This is a genomic window from Shewanella psychropiezotolerans (assembly GCF_007197555.1).
GTDB lineage: Bacteria > Pseudomonadota > Gammaproteobacteria > Enterobacterales > Shewanellaceae > Shewanella > Shewanella psychropiezotolerans.
Genome location: NZ_CP041614.1, coordinates 6197662 through 6218121 on the forward strand (window position 1 = coordinate 6197662; position 20460 = coordinate 6218121).

Annotated in this window: 14 protein-coding genes, 2 pseudogenes and 1 riboswitch; of the genes and pseudogenes, 9 read left to right on the top strand and 7 right to left on the bottom strand. The window is 47.2% G+C overall.

Features of this window, described 5'->3' with window-relative positions; all coding sequences use genetic code 11:
• Window positions 1-54: 54 nt before the first annotated feature.
• Window positions 55-2185: pseudogene (locus FM037_RS27150) on the bottom strand (S9 family peptidase).
• A gap of 309 nt (window positions 2186-2494) precedes the next feature.
• Window positions 2495-2745, top strand: a riboswitch (FMN riboswitch).
• A gap of 156 nt (window positions 2746-2901) precedes the next feature.
• On the opposite strand from FM037_RS27150, the gene ribB reads away from it, so the two are divergent.
• Together ribB and FM037_RS27160 are read left to right on the top strand one after the other, a co-directional pair.
• A complete protein-coding gene (gene ribB, locus FM037_RS27155) occupies window positions 2902-3555 on the top strand; it encodes a 3,4-dihydroxy-2-butanone-4-phosphate synthase (RefSeq protein WP_144048554.1) in 654 nt (217 codons plus the stop codon).
• A gap of 395 nt (window positions 3556-3950) precedes the next feature.
• Window positions 3951-7163 (top strand): EAL domain-containing protein, encoded by a 3213-nt coding sequence (locus FM037_RS27160; protein WP_144048555.1) that lies wholly within the window; start codon window positions 3951-3953, stop codon window positions 7161-7163.
• Between the two features lie 46 nt (window positions 7164-7209).
• On the opposite strand, the gene ftnA is transcribed toward FM037_RS27160, so the two are convergent.
• Window positions 7210-7737 carry a non-heme ferritin gene (gene ftnA / locus FM037_RS27165; protein ID WP_144048556.1) on the bottom strand — a complete coding sequence of 176 codons (528 nt, stop codon included), beginning with the start codon at window positions 7735-7737 and terminating at the stop codon, window positions 7210-7212.
• Between the two features lie 282 nt (window positions 7738-8019).
• Between ftnA and FM037_RS27170 the strand changes: the two are divergent.
• The 7 genes and pseudogenes from FM037_RS27170 to FM037_RS27200 all read left to right on the top strand — a co-directional run bounded on the left by FM037_RS27170 (window position 8020) and on the right by FM037_RS27200 (window position 17187).
• Window positions 8020-11132: pseudogene (locus FM037_RS27170) on the top strand (efflux RND transporter permease subunit).
• Complete coding sequence (locus FM037_RS27175) at window positions 11132-12241, top strand: efflux RND transporter periplasmic adaptor subunit (protein WP_144048557.1); 1110 nt, start codon at window positions 11132-11134, stop codon at window positions 12239-12241. Before FM037_RS27170 ends, FM037_RS27175 begins: the two are co-directional and overlap by 1 nt.
• A gap of 223 nt (window positions 12242-12464) precedes the next feature.
• Window positions 12465-13709 carry a molybdopterin molybdotransferase MoeA gene (gene moeA, locus FM037_RS27180; protein WP_144048558.1) on the top strand — a complete coding sequence of 415 codons (1245 nt, stop codon included), beginning with the start codon at window positions 12465-12467 and terminating at the stop codon, window positions 13707-13709.
• 91 nt (window positions 13710-13800) lie between these two features.
• Window positions 13801-14568, top strand: a complete 768-nt coding sequence (gene moeB, locus FM037_RS27185; protein WP_144048559.1) for a molybdopterin-synthase adenylyltransferase MoeB — start codon at window positions 13801-13803, stop codon at window positions 14566-14568.
• 162 nt (window positions 14569-14730) lie between these two features.
• On the top strand, window positions 14731-15168 hold the full coding sequence (locus tag FM037_RS27190) for a DUF2057 family protein (RefSeq protein ID WP_144048560.1): 438 nt from the start codon (window positions 14731-14733) through the stop codon (window positions 15166-15168).
• Between the two features lie 381 nt (window positions 15169-15549).
• The gene (locus FM037_RS27195) at window positions 15550-16149 is read left to right on the top strand and encodes a putative hemolysin (protein WP_144048561.1); all 600 of its coding nucleotides are present in this window, start codon (window positions 15550-15552) and stop codon (window positions 16147-16149) included.
• Window positions 16150-16182: 33 nt separating this feature from the next.
• The gene (locus FM037_RS27200) at window positions 16183-17187 is read left to right on the top strand and encodes a phosphotransferase family protein (RefSeq protein WP_144048562.1); all 1005 of its coding nucleotides are present in this window, start codon (window positions 16183-16185) and stop codon (window positions 17185-17187) included.
• Here the strand turns inward: FM037_RS27200 and FM037_RS27205 are convergent.
• Genes FM037_RS27205 through FM037_RS27225 form a run of 5 tightly spaced genes read right to left on the bottom strand, consistent with a single transcriptional unit; the run spans window position 17184 to window position 20299 of the window.
• Window positions 17184-17918, bottom strand: a complete 735-nt coding sequence (locus FM037_RS27205; RefSeq protein ID WP_144048563.1) for a hypothetical protein — start codon at window positions 17916-17918, stop codon at window positions 17184-17186. The two genes, FM037_RS27200 and FM037_RS27205, sit on opposite strands and share 4 nt — an antisense overlap.
• On the bottom strand, window positions 17915-18397 hold the full coding sequence (locus FM037_RS27210) for an RNA polymerase sigma factor (protein ID WP_185976921.1): 483 nt from the start codon (window positions 18395-18397) through the stop codon (window positions 17915-17917). The genes FM037_RS27205 and FM037_RS27210 overlap by 4 nt, the downstream gene beginning before the upstream one ends.
• The gene (locus FM037_RS27215; RefSeq protein ID WP_144048564.1) at window positions 18398-19156 is read right to left on the bottom strand and encodes an HvfC/BufC family peptide modification chaperone; all 759 of its coding nucleotides are present in this window, start codon (window positions 19154-19156) and stop codon (window positions 18398-18400) included.
• A complete protein-coding gene (gene bufB / locus FM037_RS27220; RefSeq protein ID WP_144048565.1) occupies window positions 19147-20049 on the bottom strand; it encodes an MNIO family bufferin maturase in 903 nt (300 codons plus the stop codon). The genes FM037_RS27215 and bufB overlap by 10 nt, the downstream gene beginning before the upstream one ends.
• Complete coding sequence (locus tag FM037_RS27225) at window positions 20015-20299, bottom strand: BufA1 family periplasmic bufferin-type metallophore (protein WP_144048566.1); 285 nt, start codon at window positions 20297-20299, stop codon at window positions 20015-20017. Before FM037_RS27225 ends, bufB begins: the two co-directional genes overlap by 35 nt.
• Window positions 20300-20460: the final 161 nt, after the last annotated feature.

Sequence of the window (20460 nt, forward strand, 5' to 3'; positions counted from 1 at the left end):
AATCAAGAAGTGAGACCCCGTGTTCACTTTACCGGGGTCATATCAACCTAGCACCTAATCTAAATCTAATAAGCCAAGAAAGAAGGCATATTCCTGTGCCGTGTCTTGATAACGACGATAGCGGCCACTCTTGCCCCCATGCCCCGCTTCCATATCGATATGAAACAGCAACTTATTATTGTCTGTCTTATAGTCCCTCAACTTGGCTACCCATTTCGCAGGCTCAAAATATTGCACCTGAGAGTCATGTAATCCCGTGGTCACCAATAGGTGGGGATAGGCCTGTCTGGTCATTTGATCATAGGGTGAATAACTCAGCATATAATCGAAATAAGCCTTCTCATTGGGGTTACCCCACTCATCATATTCATTGGTGGTTAGTGGGATGGTCTCATCGAGCATGGTAGTGACAATATCCACGAAAGGCACATGGGCTGCTACGGCGAAATACAATTCGGGTGCCTGATTTATCACCCCCCCATCAATAAGCCACCAGCACTTCCACCAGCAGCAAGTACCTTCTTGCTATCGCCATATCCTTGAGCGACTAATGCCTTAGTGACATCGACAAAATCATCGAAGCTGTGTTGCTTATTTAGCATGCGACCCGAGTCATACCATGGGCGACCCAGCATCTCTCCCCCCTGACATGGGCGATGGCATATACCACGCCACGATCTAACAAGCTTATCGCCGAGCTGTCGAAGTCGGGTTCTACCGTATGACCATAAGCACCATAGCCATATTGATACAGAGGGTTTGACCCGTCCTTAGTGAACTTATCTTTACGATACACTAGAGTGACGGGCACTTTAGCCCCGTCACGGGCCGTAATAAACAATCTCTCGGCTTGGTAACGCTCACTATCAAAGTCTCCCAGCACCTTCTCCTGCTTCAACAAGCGTCTATTCATCGGCTGACTCAAGTCATATTCATAGACTGACTCAGGCGTAGTAGGGCTAGAGTAATAGATACGCAGCTTGTCACTTAGCTGACTGGCATTAATATCCAGCCCTACCACGTAGGCTGGATCATTAAACGTCAATTCATAGGATGCCTGTTCACCGAAGGGGCGAATTTCTATTCGGCTCACACCTTGAGTACGCGTCTGCACGATCAGATAATCTTTTAATAGCAAAATATCTTCGATACGCATATCTGCTGCAGCGGCTATCACTTGTTGCCACTGGCTCTTATCTGAAATCTGGCTTTCATTGGCTTTCATCAACCTAAAGTTTTCGGCCTGCCAATTCGTTAAGATGTAATACTCATCACCTAGCTTAGATACTGAGTATTCATGGCCCTCTTCTCTGGGCAATAATGGCTTAAACTGAGTTAACGGCTGGTCAGCATCAAGCACAGACACCTGACTGGTGATGGTGCTCTCATGAAACAATACAATACGGGTTTCATCTAAGCTTTTTCCCAGTGATATGTAATAGGTATCGTCTCGCTCTTCATATACCAGCACATCTTGAGACTGCTCGGTACCCAGCCTATGACGAAACACTTGATTACCCAGTAAGGTCTGCGGATCTTTCTTAATATAGAACACATGTTGATTGTCATTCGCCCACACAGATCCACCATCTGTGCCATCCAGGACATCATCTAGCAAGGCCCCACTGTCAATGTCTTTGAAATATATCTTGTACATGCGCCTGCTGAGAGTATCTTCGCCAAACGCCAAATTAGACTCGTCATGACTGACGGACACACCACCTAAGCCATAGAAATCGTGGCCGCTGGCACGCACATTCACATCGAGCAAAACCTGCTCATGATGATGCAACTGAGATGCTACTATGGCCTCTTCTGACGATGTAGATACATGCCTAATCTGAGTCTCGACTTCACCACGACTGCGAACAATCACTGGATACTCGAACCCCAACTGATAGCGCCTCGAATACCAATGACTATGCCATTTATAAGGCACACTGGACTCGTCTTTATCCAGTCGGGCAATCAATTCATCGAACAGGATTTTCTGCAGTGGCTCATAGGGAGCAAATTGAGCGGTTTTGTAGCGATTCTCAGCCTCTAAATGCGCCAGTATTTGAGGATCTTTTCTCGCGTCATCCCTGAGCCAATAATAGTCATCGACCCGCTTCACTCCATGGAGATTTAGCTCAAATGGCACTTTCTTGGCTACCGGAGGAAGAAGATTATCGGCTTGTTTCATAGGTGTTTCTCTCAAGGTATCTGTACACCCAAGCGATAGACTTAGTATCAAGGGCACAAATAGTAAATTTAATCTGAAATCCGCAAAGGATCGACGGTATCTAGGCATCTTACACATCCTTGGTAATTGATGACTCATTTGGCACTCTAGATAAGAGTCTAAAGAGGATACCACCTCAGGTAAAGAGCAAGCCCCTATTCCCTGCTCTTGTCATTTGCTTAAAAGAAGCGCACCATACTGGCGCTCAACAGCTAAATCTTACTGGTATAGGACTCGATTACTCGGACCTATACCTAAGATGATGTACGAGTAAATTCTCAGGGCGGGGTGTAACTCCCCACCGGCGGTGATAGTACTTGATTCGATTTAATCATCTCACTCAAGTCTTAAGCCCGCGAGCGCCCAAGCAAGCTCATATTAATAAATATAAGCTGCCTGGGGTCAGCAGATCTGGTGCCTTTTACCCCACGTAAAACATTCCAGAGCCGACGGTAATGAACTTTCTACTAACAGCCTTCAGCTTAAGTAGCGAGTCTGAGTCCGGATGAGAGAGAATGTAAAGATGTAACGAGAAGCCCCACAGACATACCTTCATCGGTATCTGGCACTGTGCTTACTCGGTTCAGCTTAAGCCCCCCATTGCTTGTCAATGTGGTGTCATTTTCTGCACGCCCTGATTCTGGAAAACCCAATGTTGTTTATTAAGGATTTAACCCATGAATCAGTCACTACTATCCCCTTTCGGCACAGCAATTGAGCGCGTCGAAGTCGCACTAGAAGCACTTAAACAAGGCCGAGGCGTTCTCGTCGTCGATGATGAAGACAGAGAAAACGAAGGCGACCTGATCTATTCGGCAGAAATGCTAACCAATGAACAGATGGCACTGCTTATTCGTGAAGGCAGCGGCATAGTCTGTCTATGTTTAACCGACGAGCGGGTCAAGCATCTAGACTTGCCACCTATGGTCGAAGACAACTCCAGCCAGTACGGTACCGCCTTCACGGTCAGTATCGAGGCTAAGGTAGGCGTCACCACAGGTGTTTCAGCCGCAGATCGCGTCACCACCATCAAGGCAGCCACCGCCGATAACGCAGTCGCAGGTGATTTGGCACGCCCTGGACATGTATATCCGCTACGTGCTCAGCCTGGGGGAGTAATGACCCGTCGTGGTCATACCGAAGGCACCATAGATCTCATGCAATTGGCAGGATTGAAGCCCGCTGGTGTACTGTGTGAAATAACCAACCCGGATGGCACCATGGCCAGACTCTCTGAGATCATTCAATTTGGCGCGAAGCACGATCTGCCAGTACTCACCATCGAAGATATTGTTGAATTCCGTCACGCGCTGATGGCGAAGGCAAGCTAGATTCAACTCTGTATCATTTGCGTATCGGGCTAAACAAAAATATATTATTGTGCTTTTTGTTTAGCTCGACCTGACATTAACTCGACAGGCCTTTAACTAACGAATTAACCTTATAATTTTTAAGGTTAATTTTCTTCATCCCGATTTTCACCGAACAAAACCCCCTCATTAAAAACCTTTGTCTAATTCAGTAAAAACATAATCCTAACAAAAATAATACGTTAGTCGACTTTTTGACACTAATAATTTATTTCGTGACCTAGATTAGAATTTCATGAAATATGTGTGACAGCCCTAGTTAGCTATGATATTTATTCTCACCTCTTTTCGAATCAACAGGTTTCAGCGGCGCTCATATAGAGATAAATGCCGAGAATTTTGCATGGAGCAGACAGATGCCATCGGTATTAAACAGGTTAAGCCTAAAACAAAAACTCATCTTGTTTGCCTCAATACCTATGCTACTACTCGCCCTATTTGGCTCGATAGGCATGTTACACCTGCTTGACCGGTATCACGAAGCTCAAAGAAATACACTCTCCATCGAAGTCAGTCGTGAAGTCAGTCAACTCATCTTGGAATTACAGAGAGAAAGAGGCCTTTCTGCAGGCTATGTCAGTAGCCATGGAGATAAGTATCTAACTGATTTAAATCGGCAAAGGAAGCGGACAGACACTCAACTGCATAAATTACTCAAGAGTCCGGCTCTGGAAGCCTTTGTACAAACTCTGGAAACCGACCACAGCCAGAGTCAAATATTGAGAGAAAATCTGCAAGTCATCAAGACGAGTGGTCATGAGATGGCCACTGTACGTTTGGGTGTCGATCAACAGCAAAAGAATGAGGCATTCCGATTTTACTCAGAATACAACCACCAGCTATTAGTGCTGCTTTCTCAGCTACAGATACAAACAGAGAATGCCCAGCAAGCTAAAGCATACGTCGACCTGCTCAACGTTCTCGCCATTCAGGAAACGGCAGCAAAAGAACGTGGCTTAATGAACGGCATGCTATCGGCTCAATATCTGGACTCTAAAGCCTTTATCATGGTCAAGAGTATCGAGCATCAGCTGACTCAAGCTATCACCCAAGCCCTTCTAACTACCGACACCCCAAACAAGCTACTGATCAGGGAAATACTCGCCAGCAGTTCCACCCAACAGGTCCTTCGAGTCAGAATCCAGTTAGAGTCTCAGGTCCATATTGTCGAACAGGCCTATAAGATCAGCAGGCTATTAGGTTACGGCGGCTTGATACATGACTTTAAGAATTACCTATTAAGGGGAGAGCAGAGATACTTAGCCAGCTTTAATCGCAATATTAACCAGCTTAAATTTAAACTCACCAAGTTAAAAAATTTAGACGGTCTGTCGCAAATGAAGCTAGCTGCCATCATTAACATAGATGAAGCCATAGATAACTATCATCATCAGATAGATAAGCTGCAGCGACTCAAGTTGCAAGGTTTAAGCATAAAGGAACAAGACAGCTTAGTCCGCGTAGACAATAAGCTTATGATCGAATCACTGGCGAGTCTCCAATATCAAGCCCCCGAGATCGACAGTCTATTTTGGTGGGAAATTACCAGCGCTCCCATAGAGAAACTCCACAGCCTCAGTAATAAGCTGACAGATAAGATTGCCAGGCTCGGTTATCAACAGCAAACAGCATCCCTCAGCTACTTAACACTAGGAATAGTAGCGGCTCTGATCAACTTAATCTTACTGGTTATCATAGGCCGAAGCATGCTCAGCAATCTTGTCGATAGCATCTCCTTAATTGCTAAGGATATGCAGAAGATGACCCTGGACCCTAGCCTTGAACTTAAGGTCCCCGTGAGAGGCAAGGATGAGATAGCCCAACTGTCTCACTCGCTTAACTTAATGCTGGAAGAGAGATGCAAGGCCAATCGGCAACTCAACTTGGCCGCAGCCGTATTCGAGTACTCCTCCGAGGGAATCGTGGTCACAGATGCAGACAACCATATCGAACTGGTTAATCCAGCCTTTACTCAGATAACCGGTTATAGCCTACAAGATGTTAAAGGAAAGAGTCCATCAGTCTTAAATTCGAAGCAGCAAACCAGACACTTCTATGACGAGATGTGGCGGTCGCTACAGAGTGAAGGGAAATGGGAAGGTGAGATTTGGAACAAACGCAAGAATGGAGAAATCTATCCGGAATATTTAGCCATCACTGTCGTTAAGAATGATGCGGGACAGATCGTTCAACATATCGGACTCTTCCTCGATATCAGTAATCGTAAAAAGTACGAACAAGATATCTGGTATAAAACCCATTACGACCTGCTCACCAAGCTGCCTAATCGCTCTCTGTACACAATCAAAGTACAGCAAGAGATGATAATGGCTCAAGAGAATAATCGCCAAGTGGCGATCCTGTTTATCGATCTCGACCGTTTCAAATATACCAATGATATTTACGGTCATGCGGTCGGTAACGAACTATTGAAACAAGTGGCTTCCAGGCTTAAATCCCTGGTGAATAAGCATGATTTTGTCGCTCGCCTCGGTGGCGATGAATTCATCATCATCTTGCCGCGAGTCCGACATCAGCATCAGGTACAAGAGATTGCCAATAAGGTGATTACTCACCTCGCATCTCCGTTTGGAGTCAAAGGAGATGAATTGATGATCTCCGCCAGTATCGGCATCAGCCTGTTTCCGGAAGATGGTGACAATGAAGAGCTACTGACACGAAATGCAGAAACAGCCATGTACCAGGCAAAAAATGATGGCCGCAATAACTACCGTTATTACTCGCCTGAGATGAATACGCACATGCTCGAGCGCATCCAACTCGAACAACGCCTGAGGCAAGCCGTCATTCGACAAGAATTCTGCTTGCACTATCAACCCATAGTGAATCTGGACGACCGAAAAATAACAGGTGTCGAGGCGCTCATTCGTTGGCAAGACCCAAAGTTCGGCATGATATCTCCGGATAAGTTTATCCCTATCGCCGAAGAAACCGGACTAATAGAACCTATAGGGGAATGGGTATTACAGCAGGCATTAACCGATCTAGCGCATTGGCACAGATTAGGGTTCAAGATAAGTATGGCGATCAATGTGTCTGGCAGACAACTGCTCGGCCATAATAAAACCAGTTTTAAATGTCTACTCAAAGCCCTATTGCAGAAGAACAACATCGAGCCTCAGTATCTGCACATAGAGATAACCGAGTCCATGTTGATGGATGATACCGAACAATGCATGGCAGCACTGGAGTCGATCCGCTCACTCGGCCTGGATATCTATATCGATGACTTCGGTACTGGCTACTCTTCACTCAGCTACCTGAAGCGATTCCCCATCGCAGTCATTAAGATAGATAAGAGTTTTATCGACAACATGCTGGAGAGAGAGTCTGATGCCAAGCTGATCAAGGCCATAGTCATGATGGGGCAGAGTCTGGAACTCAAGTTAGTCGCCGAGGGAATAGAGACCCATGCTCAGTGGCAGATGTTACAAGCTCTGGGTTGTGATTTCGGCCAAGGCTATCTATTTTCCCATCCTTTACCGGCGCAAGAACTAGAATCATACCTCCACCAGCAAGCTCTATCGATAGCCATTTCATGCTCATAAAATAAAAAGGAGCCATCAAGGCTCCTATTGCTTTTTTAAACCTAGATTAAGCGGCAGACCCAGCCATCACGCTAGCCGACTCTTGGGCAGCCATCTGGGCGAGATCTTTATCGACAAAGAACAGCGCCTTGCCATCCTCTCCCACCAGACGGATCTTATCGACGATAGATTTAAACAACTTCTCCTCTTCATGCTGCTCAGAGACATACCACTGCAGGAAGTTGAACGTCGAATAATCTTGATTAGTAAATGCGGCATGGGCCAATGCATTGATTTTAGATGTGATCATCTGCTCATGCTCGTAGGTGTATTCGAATAAGGCCAACAGCGAAGTAAAATCAGACTGAGGCGCATCTATCGAGCCAAGCAGAGGTAAACCACCGGTTTCACTCACATAAGTAAATAGACGATGCATATGCTGCATCTCCTCATCGGCATGAGCACGCATAAACTTAGCCGCCCCTTCGAAGCCTTTATCATCGCACCAAGCACTCATCTGCAGGTATAAGTTAGACGAGAAAAACTCGACATTTATCTGAGCGTTCAGTTGATCAATCATTGTTTGTGCCAGCATTTTATTCCTCACGACGCATATCTGGGTAGCTATTTATAGCTGAGCATTATCGTGAAAAAAATAAGAAACTGCAACCAAATTTACTTAAGCCATTGTTTATCAAATACAAATCGTTATCATTAAGAGATCTACCACAAAATAACAACAAGTACCTCCGCAACATTTGCTAACCAAATCACACAGACCTGTTAACATTAAACTCTTAATATCATGGACGATAAGAATATGACCACCACTGGAGAAGAGTCATTCCCAACGACTCTCAGCGTGGCAGGAAAAACAATGAATCTGACTCGAATAAGCACCCATAATCCGGCAGGGACCTTAGTAACCCTGCTATTAATAGCGATCTTCGGCATACTCGCCATCGCTAAGTTACCCATACAACTATTGCCCGATATCCAGCGTCCACAGATATCTGTGTATAACAACTGGCGCTCAGCCGCTCCCCAGGAGATGGAATCTAACATCATAGAGCCCCAGGAGAATGTCTTAAGACAAGTCCCTGGCGTTGTCGAGATGACTTCCAATATTTCTCAAGGATTTGGTGCCGTCTCACTGACATTCGAAGTCGGAAATAATATGCAAGAGGCGATGATCAATGTGATCAACGCCCTTAATCAGACGCCTCCGCGTCCGTTGGATGCTAACGAACCTTTCATCAATGTCGGTGGTGGTCGTGGTGCACCTAACCTGGCCTCCTTACTCATTCGTATGGCCCCGGATAATCCGGACACAGATTTTGGCAAGTATCAGAAGTTGATAGATGATGTGGTAGAGCCCAGACTGAGACAGATCATCGGAGTTGGATCCGTGCAGTTACAGAGCAGGCAACCAAAAGAGCTGCATATCCTGTTCGATCCCTATCGCGCCGCGGCGCTCGGCATCACCTTAGATCAACTTCGCAGCACCCTATCCCGCGCTACCAATATCTCGGGGGCACGGCCAATGTTGGACGACGTCAATATACGGTGAGATTTTTAGGTCAATATACTCCTGAAAACCTAGGCAAGCTGATAGTGACGTACAACGAAGGGCGACCCGTTTACCTCAATGAACTTGCCGATGTCAGTGTGTCGACGGCCGAGGTACAAGGATTTACCAAACGTAATGGCTATCCGGCTTATTACATGACCCTGCAAGGCACCTTCGACGCCAATACTGTGACCGTACTGGATGGGGTCAACAAAGCCATTGCCGAGCTTAATGAAGGAGAATTAAAAGACGCCGGCCTGGTCATGGATCTCTCTTTCGATGCCTCTGTGCATATCAAGCGCGCCATCTTACTGGTAAAAGGTAACTTAGCCATAGGCGTCTTGCTGGCTCTGATCATATTGTTCGCCTTCCTACGCAGCTTTAGAGCGACCTTGATGATCGCATCCACCATTCCTGTCGCTCTGCTTATCGCATTTTTCTCTCTGGAGGCCATGGGCCGCACCCTAAACGTGATCTCCCTGGCCGGATTAGCCTTCGCCGTAGGTCTGGTACTCGATGCAGCTATCATAGTGCAGGAAAACATCGTCCGTCTGTTGCAAAAAGGCGAGACATTAACAGATGCGATAGCCAAAGGAACAGAGCAAGTACGAGGCGCCTTAATGGCATCAACTGTCACGACTGTTGCCATCTTCCTTCCTATATTGTTTATGCCGGGTGTAGAAGGCCAACTATTCTCCGACTTAGCCCTGACCCTCTCGGTTGCAGTGGTTTCCTCCTTTATCAGTGCCATCACCTTAATTCCCGTATTTAGCCTACTATGGCTCAAGTTGCCCAAGAAGACCCTAGCCGACAGGGATAAGCCTGATTTATGGCATAAGCTCACCCAACTAATACGTAGACTCACAGGTGATAAGAAACGTGCAGCCAGCTGGTGCGCCCTACTCATAATGGGCAGTGGCATATTAACTTTCGCCTTGATGCCCAGACCCGACTTTCTGCCTCAGGCTCGCTCAGATGGCATTTTTGCCTTCTTCTCTCTGCCGCCCGGAGCTAACGTGAAAACCTTGGAAAAAGAGGTGGGTGAAGTCATCATAGAGAGACTCAAACCCTATTATGATAAAGAGAAGGCCCCCTATATCAAGGGCTATAACTTCTCTATGTATGCGGCATTCAACGTATTGTTTATCTATCCGGAAGATCCATCGGAAGCCGATCAGATGATCCAACTGCTCAACGAAGAGATCTTGATAGGCTTGCCAGATACACAGGCCTTCACCAACCGAGGCTCACTACTTCAGTTTGGTTTTAACGGTGGCCGGGCAATCAATATTGACCTTCAGGGACCGGACATGGAGGCCTTAATGGATTCGGCCGCTAAAGGAATGGATTTGATCACAAAGGCTCTTCCTGGCTCAGTGGTTCGGCCCATTCCAGGCCTATCCATGGCCCAGCCTGAGTTACAGCTTATCCCCAACGAGCGCCGCCTGGCACAGGCTGGTGTCGACAGGAGCCAGATAGCCAATGCCGTTCGAGCCTATACTTCCGGACTGTTTATCGGCGAATATTTCGATGGAAATGAGCGCATGGATGTTCTGCTCAAGGGACCTAAGTGGCAATACCCGGAACAGTTAGCGGCGACGCCGGTTTACACTCAAGCCGCTGGTATTCAAACCATAGGTGAACTCGCGACCATCAAGCGTACCGTAGGTCCGACTCAGCTACAAAGAGTCAACGGCAAACGTAGTGTGAGCCTACTGATTTTCCCACCAGCAGATATGTCATTGGACGAGGCCCTGGAAATTATCAATGACAAGGCAGTCCCAGCTCTTAAGGCGACATTACCAGAAAATAGCTCGCTTAAGTTCCGTGGCAGTGCCGATAAACTCGACAGCACCATCAAGGAGATGGGCGCTAACTTCCTGCTGGCCGTACTTATCTTGTTCCTCTTGATGGCGGCCATGTTTAAGTCTGCCAAAGACAGCCTGCTGGTCTTGCTATCTATGCCCTTAGCCATTTGCGGTGGCGTCGTCAGCCTGAGATTACTGAATTTGGTGAGCTTTCAGAGCCTAGATCTACTGACCATGATAGGTTTCATCATCTTACTGGGACTGGTGGTTAACAACGCCATCTTGTTAGTGGATCAGACCCGTCAAGGCACTCGAGAAGGCCTCAATATCGACAATGCTATCTATCAAGCTGTCGCGACCCGAGCCCGTCCGGTATATATGAGTACCCTAACGTCAATCTTCGGCATGCTGCCTCTCATGTTAGTACCCGGCGTCGGGAGCGAGATCTACCGAGGATTGGCCGCCGTTATTGTGGGTGGTATGACATTCAGCGCCCTGTTTACCCTGATACTCATACCTAGCCTCTTGAGAATCAGCCACTCCCCTACACAGCGAGCCCACGCCACGGACTCATTTTCGCCCGTTACAGAATCTAACTCCGGAGCTAAGTGATGAAACCTTTTATCCAAGCCAGCCTCTACCTCAGCCTATCTATTTCATTACTGGCCCCCTATAGCTTGCTTGCCGAAGAACAGGCTAGCCAGAAAGCGGAGGAGAAAGCCCGTCTGGTGAGCGTGGTTCAGGTAGAAAACCGCGCGCTCTCGCCGAAAATCATGGTGATTGGCTCAGTTCATTCCCGTAGCAACTCAGAGCTGACTGCGGGGATCGACGGTAAACTCGAATGGGTACAGGAAGCAGGCACACATGTTATTGCAGGAGAAGTGGTTGCAAGACTGGAGAAGACCCGCTTATCCCTACAAAGAGAACAACAGCAGGCTCAAATAGAATATGAACGCGTTGGACTCACTCGATTAGATCGCGAATTACAACGTTTAGAGAAACTAATCACCAGTAAGAACGCCTCGGAAACTGAGCTGGATAAAGCGAGATCCGATAGAGATCTCGCAAGGGCAAATCTTAAGCTAGAGCAGATCAAGCTCAAGATGATAATGGATGACCTTAAACGGACCGAGGTAAGAGCCCCCTTCTCCGGTATCATCACAGAACGTAAGCATCAAGCGGGCGAAGATATTAGTCGCTCGGTATCGATTGTCTCCATCACAGATCCCGATAACTTAGAGATCCGCCTACATGCCCCTCTCAAGCATAGCCGCCGGGTAAAGATTGGTGATGAACTCAATATTTATCACCGCGAAGGCGAGTTTCACGCCAATATTCGCAGCCTGATCCCGGTATCTGATATTCGTTCTCAAACCTTCGAGGCTCGCATCGACCTCCCCATAGAGATGCAAGATGCCTTCAGTGTCGGCGAGCTGGTCTCTCTGGCCTTACCTATAGCCCCTAAACAGCTGACGACTCTGGTACCTAGAGATGCAATTATACTGCGCTCAACAGGGGCCTATGTATTTAAAATAAATGCAGACAACAAGGCAGTGAAGATCCCGGTAGAGCTAGGCGATGGAGAAGGCGAGTGGATAGCGGTCAACGGCGAGCTAACCGATAGTGACACTGTGGTGATCCGTGGCGCGGAGACATTACAAGATGGACAACAGGTGAAGCAACAGGCTATCCCCGGAAGTAAACTTGCTACGGCAACTTGAGATAAGTTCCTAGAAATCTAGGTTCTAGGAACTAGGAACTAGGAACTAGCAACTTAATGCCATCTTCCACTGTCTCAATTTCACATTATAAAAACACGAATGAAAAACTGACGTTGAGATCATAGTCTTCTGATATCAGCGTGGCATAATGTCCGCTAACTTTCGCTTTTACTAATGTCGCGTATTTTTACGTGAAATTATAAATTCCTCATAAGGTAGCCAGATGCCCACTAAAGCCGATCCATGCTCTCAACCTAGCCTCATGCATCCAGATAAAGCGATTGCACTACTACTCGAGCAAGTGAATCCACTGGAAGACTCAGAAGTCGTGCAACTTTCCCAAGGGCTAGGACGAGTATTGGCCGAAGACTTAGCATCTAGCATAGACCTGCCTCCCTTCAATAACTCGTCCATGGACGGTTACGCCTTTCGCTTCGAAGATCTTGCCAACAATGAGAGCCTAAATTTAATTGGGCAGTCCTTCGCAGGCCATCCATTCGAGGGAGAAGCGAAACCTAATACCTGCATTCGCATCATGACAGGTGCACCTCTGCCCGTGGGCTACGATACCGTGCAGATGCATGAGAAGGTCGAAGCGAAGGAGATGGCTATCTTTATCGAGTCCCCTAAAGCCATAGGAGCCAACGTGCGCTATCGTGGCGAAGAAGTTACAACAGGTGGCAAGGTATTAGTCAGCGGCACTCTGATTGGCGCCGCCGAACTCGGCGTGCTAGCCACCATAGGCACCAACCAAATACGTGTGACACGCCAGGTAAAAGTCGCCTTCTTCTCTACCGGAGATGAACTTAGACCCGTAGGAACAGAGTTGGCCCCAGGCCAGATCTATGACTCGAACCGATACAGCATTCGTGGGCTACTCAGCCGAGCCAACGTCGAATGGATCGATATGGGCGTGGTTAAAGACGATCCCGAAGCGATACGTGAAGCATTCAGAAATGCCTCAGCCAATGCCGATATGGTGCTCACCTCGGGTGGAGTCTCCGTAGGAGATGCCGATTATACTAAACAAGTACTCGATGAAGTGGGTGAAATCACGTTTTGGAAGCTGGCCATCAAACCAGGTAAGCCCTTCGCCTTCGGTAAGCTAGGTAAAGCCGTCTTCTGTGGCCTGCCAGGTAATCCGGTATCCTCCATGGTGACCTTCTACAAGCTAGTATGGCCTCTGCTCATCAAGATGCAGGGACTCCCCCAGACCAAGCCACTACAACTAAAGGCCACATTGAAGGGAGATCTGCGTAAATATCCTGGACGTGTAGAATATCAGCGCGGCATCTTAAGCCAAGATGATAAGGGTGAATTCGAAGTCAGCTTAACTGGGGGCCAAGGCTCAGGCATGCTCACCTCCATGAGCTTAGCGAACTGCTTCGTCATACTTAGCCAAGAGCAAGGCGATACCTCAGACGGTACGATCGTTACGGTTGAGCCTTTCAATTCAGTCCTTTGCTAATTAAGCGATTGCTAGCAGTTAGCTTAAACGATGACATGGCTAGCTGATCCCTAGCCTATTTCTAACCAAGACAAGCATCAGGAAAACAGATATGAGTTCGACACCCAATAACGATGAGATCTTGTCTGACAGTGAGATGCTTAGATACAGTCGCCAGATCTCTATCAAGGCGATGGATTTCGAAGGCCAGGAGAAGCTCAAACTCGCTAAGATGCTGATTATCGGTGCCGGAGGCCTGGGCTGCGCCGCCAGCCAATATCTTGCGGTAGCTGGTGTGGGGCACATGACTTTGGTCGATTTCGATACCGTCGAGTTATCCAACCTGCAGAGGCAAGTGCTACATCAAGACAAGAATATCGGTCAAGCTAAGGTCGAGTCAGCCAGAGAAACCCTAAATGGACTCAACCCTCATATTCAGATAGATATCATCGATGCTGTGCTGGACGATACCGAGATAGACAAGCTAGTTGCTCAACATGGCTTGGTATTGGACTGCACAGATAACGTGGCGGTACGTGAACAACTCAATAGCAGCTGCTTCAGGCATAAGGTTCCACTCGTTTCCGCCGCCGCTATTCGCATGGAAGGCACAGTGACGGTATTCGATTATCAGGATGAGCATCCCTGCTATCACTGCTTTAGCAAGCTCTTCGGTGAGCAGCATCTCACCTGTGTCGAATCTGGCATACTCGCCCCCGTCGTCGGTATGATAGGTTGCCTGCAGGCAGTCGAGGCCATCAAGGTGATCACTAAGATGGGTAAGCCTCTGCTGGGACGCATATTAATGATAGATGCCATGACCATGGAGTTCCGCGAGATGAAACTAGGTAAACAGGTAAACTGTGAGATCTGTGGCTAAGCTTGAATAGTTCTAGGTTCTAGCAGGCACTAAAAATTTAATCTAAAAAAAATGAAAAAACTCTTTGACCTTCCCCTAGAGGGAGACATTATTCTGCTTTCAACGGGTTAACAACCCAGTCGCTACTAACTGAAAGCTTACGAATAATATCTGGAGTTAACTATGAACTTACTGACTAAAACTATCTTATCTGCCGTGATCGCAATCTCTTCAACTTCGGCGTTTGCCGCGAGCCTCTCAATGCCAAGCAGTATGCAAGTATCTGAGATTAACGGAATTAAAGTTGCTAATGCCCAGGAGTTCAAATTAGCCCAAGGCCAGAACCTGATAAAACTCAGATATATCGAAGACTTCGCCTTCAACGCCGACGACTCGGGTGCACTAGTCAAGTCTAAGCCACTATTTTTGAATGTAGCGGCACAGGAAGGAGTCAAGTACACAGTGACACTACCCGAACTGATGACACAGAATGAAGCGCGAGATTTCATTAAAAACCCTGTAATTCAGGTGAGCGATGAAAATGGACTGACCCGTACTGACAACCTATCTAGCCAGTATCAATTAATGGCAGCCATGTTCAAACAAGATACCCAGATGTGACCTGCTTACTGGATAATAAAATAGTAATAGCCCAGATACATAGGCCTACTTAGAGGTATTAGCACTCACGCTAATACCTCAGAGCCGACTCTTACAAAGCCTTTTATACACGAGCATTTATAAAAAGACATTCAAGCTCCCGAGCCTCTCACCAGAATCAAGAAAAACTGCAGCCATATTCACAGCTTCTTTATGATATTCCGTATCCTTGTCGATTAACTCACTTCTGGGTTAAAGTAAATCCATAAAACTGATGGCTATTTTCTGTATTGAATGAATTAATCCCCCCAAAACAAGCAGAAAATTAACCCTTTTATGGATATGACTCGTTACTAACAGCATAAATTAGTAATTCAGCTCTTCAACGGAGAATCGAAGGATATGATTAAACCAGCCTCAATTACCCTGCTTATTGCCAGCGCCCTAATGCTTAGTGCCTGCAATCAAGATAAACCAGCCACAGCAGAAGAAACCCAGGCATTCACAGACAAGGTGGTAGTAACTGCCGTCGACACAGTGGTTGCACTAGCCAACCCCGCCTCAGAGAATCCAGCCGCCGCTTATTGTGAGTTTCTTCAGGGAAAGCTAGATCTTCCTACGGGTGTCTGTACCTTGCCAAGCGGCGAAGCTATAGAACATTGGGAGCTATTCAAGCGTGATCATCAGCAGACTAAGCCTCAAATAGGTATCGCCAATCCAGCCTCTGTCTATTGCGAATCTGTCGATGGAAAGTTAGATCTTCCTACTGGTGTCTGTACTCTGCCAAATGGCGAAGCCCTGGATCAGTGGGAGCTTCTAAAGCGTGATCACAAACAGACTAAGCCTCAGATAGGTATCGCCAATCCAGCCTCTGTCTATTGCGAATCTCTAGATGGAAAACTAGAATTATCTACAAGCATTTGTACCTTGCCAAGTGGCGAAGCCCTAGATGAGTGGAAGCTATTCAGGCGTGATCATAAACAGACTAAGCCAACGAGTTAATATTCACTCGAATAAAAAGGACCATCAGACCAGATGCCGAGATTACCAAGAGATCCCTCCTATGAGTTGGCTTGTGATATCAGCGATAACTGGATTTTAGATGATTGGCGCCCCGTTCTCGACACTATCTGTATCAGGCATGGCATAAATGCTATCCATATGAGTCAAAACTTCGAAGGCACTAACCCTGTCTTCGAGTTGACTCAAACTTCGAGTGCCGGAGACTTAGATAAGGCTAATAAATCCTTTATCGTTAAACTTTTAGCGCCTAACTTTCATGTACAGTATCAGAGCGAATACCTGAGCCTCAAGTTACTCAACCAGCACAGATTGGGGGTCAAGGTACCTAAGCTGTTTTACTTCGGGGATGTCGACAATTGGCTCTACCTGGTGATAGAGAAGCTAGATGGCGTCATGCTCTCATCTGTACTCACAGAGCTTTCTGTCGAGGAACGATGCGATATCGCACTGGAGCTGGGTCACTTCAGTAAACAGTTACATCGGCTCCCCGAGCAAAGCATCGAAGGCTTAAGGCTGGATTGGCCAGACTTTATCCGATTACAAATCGATAAATGCCATGAGAAACGTAAGAGACAAGGCCTGCCAGAGCCTTTACTTGAAGAGTTAAATGCCTACCTTGCCCGGCATACAGATAAATTGGCTACCAGCCTTAATAAATCCGATGCACACCTGATACATACAGATCTGCATCCGGGTAACTTATTGGTTAACAAGCACGAGGGGCGGTATCGATTCACCGGGATCATAGATTTTGGTGATGCCCTAGCCTGCCCTGATCCTGTGTTTGAATTTACCTCACCAGCATTACTACTCGCCCTGGGTGAGCCCAGAATATTCCACGCCTATCTCGATGGTTACGGTTATCAAGGCAAACGAGATACCCGCTTACAGCAACACATGATGATGCTCAGCCTGTTAAGACACACAGGTGACATGAACTACATGCTGCAACACGTTCCAGATTGTAGCGACGAGAAAAGCTGGCAGGCACTGGAAACTAAGTTTTTCCCGCTTTAATCAAGGTTCTTGGCTTCGGCCATCAGCAAGCCTTTTTCGACCCAAAGTGAGACACTGACCCCCTTAACATCTATCGATAGTGGCGCTTCTCCTTGCTCTATTTTAGGTATATCACCATAGAGCTTAGGATCATAGGCGACCTCATACAAAGTGACCTTCTGCCCTTTATCCGTTCGATAACGGATCTGCGCTGCCGTAACCCCTTGAATCGAGCAGTAGCGCCCACCTAACATGGTGTAATTTTTCTTAGCAAACAGTTCGGAGCGCACAACAGAGAAATCGAGTTGGGTAAAATAATCACGCAGGGGAGCCAATCGATCCGATTTCAGTTCCATAGGCTTCATCTTGATATGGTTCATGGCAACTTCGTCGGCGATCTTCCAGCTAATATACCGGGAGCCAGGATAAAAATTCACACTCAGCATAAATACCAAGACCAGACTCGCCGTGAGGGCTAATAAGGAATATTTTCCTCTATTGGCTTTTAGGTGACTCCTTGTTGACCCATATTCCTGAAGCTGTTCACTGATATATGCCGGCTTACTCGAATGATGGCCGGCCCTTAAGGCACCTGTTTGTTCAAGGTTTCTTGTGCTCTGTTCTTCGAGGTGCCCGGCAAGCAGCAGCTCAAACTTAGCTAGCTGCTCATCATCGAGTGATTCCTGCTCAATATACGACTTCGCCGCTTGTTTGAAGCAAACGTCCATACTTCCTGAGCCTAAGTTACTCATGATGATGCCTCTTTAAGCCAGCCACGACTTAGGCTAACTTCGGCAACTTTCTGTTTTATTCTATGTAATCTGGACAAGACAGTGCCCCTTGGCTGATCAAGCGCCTCGCCGATCTCGGCGGCAGTATAACCGTCTATGGCCCATAGATAGAGCACCTCTCTCTCCGCGGCATTTAATAATTCAAATACTTGCTCGATAAGTCGATGTTGGATATGCAGTGACTCTAACGAAGTCTCATCTAAGAGGACTGGCCCATGCTCATCGATGGGCTCGAAGGCGATCCGATTCAGGCGTCGACACTCATCGACAAACTGATTCCGAATAATCTTGCGGATATAGGCATGGGAATACTCGGGCACTTTGCCGCATCTGAGCCATTTTTCCAAGGAGGTCTGTAACAGGTCTTCGGCGCGTCCACGATCGGCAGTCAAACAGAAGCTGTACCTATATAGGCCTTGCAGCTGCTCTCGAGTCAGCATTTACACCCATTCCCGTACGATAAATCCACACACCCAGCCTCTGGCTATCCATTGTGGCAAGCTACTCATATCGAGTCCTCTCTGTGTCATCTCTCCTAGGCTCTCACCACAAGCGATGGCATCCAGAAGCCTAAAGTCTTGCTCAGATAGGAGATTAACCTGAGGTTTAAACGGGTCTCGAGATACACTCAGAAAATATTCGGTATCTGAGTTATCTATTGATGAAGGCTCATGCTGATGAGCTAGCCAGATCTCATAAAGTGGGAAACTAGACTCCAGAATAAAGATATCCGGCCTGAGCTGCATAACGACATCTTGATGTTGCTCCTCGGCCAACTCCGCCATTTGAACTATCAGCTGGCAGTCAAGATTATCTGCGGCGTAGTAGCTAAGCTGTAATGACCACTCCAGCCTAGCGACCTCAGCCAAATATCGCACCTTTTCAAATTCTGGCCGCCTTGCTGTGATCCCATGCAAAAACAGAGGAAAAGCTTCACCATAGCAGTTCAAGTTACTGTCTAGCATGGGGTGGGTTTGAATGTAGTCCCGCGCGAGCCGAGAGAAACAGACCTCGCCGACTAATTGTTGGCAGATGGGAAAGGAGATCGATAGCGCTGCGGTTAGCGCCTGTAATGAGTTGTTACGATACACATCCAGTCGACTCGCCAGAACTGGATCGACTAAGGACAATAGTCCCTTATCACTTCCCCCTTGTCTCAAGGCGTTGATGAAGGACTCTTGCCACTGAGCTAGGCGCATCGCTTTCCTCCTCTATTCGACAACTCTGGCTCAGTAACAAGAGCTGCATCTAAAATTTCTGCCGCGATCAACCGTTCGGCTAACAGCCTCTCGAGAGGAGGTAAATCACTGTCCCATTCGATCATACTGGGAATATGGCCATTTTGGGCAATGAATTGTTTAAAAGCCTGCCACACTCTTTCATCCACAGGATGATTATGGGCATCGAGCAGGTAGTCTCCCTTGTCATGAAAACCCGCAAGATGTATCTGCTTGACTCGCTCTACCGGAATCACATCCATAAATGCCTGCATATCCTGATTAAGGTTTTTGCTGGTGACAAAGGCATTATTGATATCCAGCAGCAAGTAACAATCGGCTTCTTGGGCTACCGCGGCAATAAACTCCCCCTCAGTCATCTCATTAAATTGACAACTCACATAGGTAGACACGTTTTCCAGCAGAATTCTTTCACCCATAAAATCCTGCACCTGAATAATACGCCGACTAAGGTGCTCAACGGCTTCTTGGGTATAGGGCAAAGGAAGAAGATCTGGAACCTTGAGGTTAGCATTACCCGAGAAGCTGGCATGCTCTGAATACCAGAGGGCTCCGGTCTGCTGCTTTAAAGCTTTAACTTGCTGCAGATAGCTAAAATCGATTGGTGCAGGGCCGCCAAGAGACAGACCGACGCTATGCAGAACTATTGGATAGCGCTCTGCTATAGCCTCCAGCATATGCTTATTTAGCCCTCCCTCGACGAGCCAGTTATCAACCAGCACCTCGAGCCAGGGAATATCGGTCTCATCGGCAGCCAAGATCTGCTGCACATGGGGGAGACGCAGGCCAATGCCGGCGCCACTCAGACTCCCCGACTCATTAAGATTTAGCCGGCTTGACTGCTTTAACTTCACCGCCAGTGATCTTGTCACAGGTGCCGGAAGGTACATACACCCATTCATTGGGTAAGTTGTCCGCCTTAGACTGGCCCGCACAGCCATGGCTGCCATCCAGTGCACCACAATCATTGGCACCAGCTTTGGCAATACCAGCACATTTCTCCCATTCGGTAGGTTGATCCGGTACCGCATTGGCACCGACGGAAAGACCGGCGGCCAAAATACCTGCCACAGTTAAACCAAGCGCTTTATTTGAAGATTTCATCTAGTTCAGTCCTTTATAGAAAGTGAAGTGTTCACCCCTATAACGAATAGCAGATAATTTTGATTGCATGATTTTATTTTTAAACAGAATAAATAAAAACATAAGGAATTGAAGGCTAACGGCAGTGGTCGATTGAGCTGGCATGGTGAAATGAGGAAGAT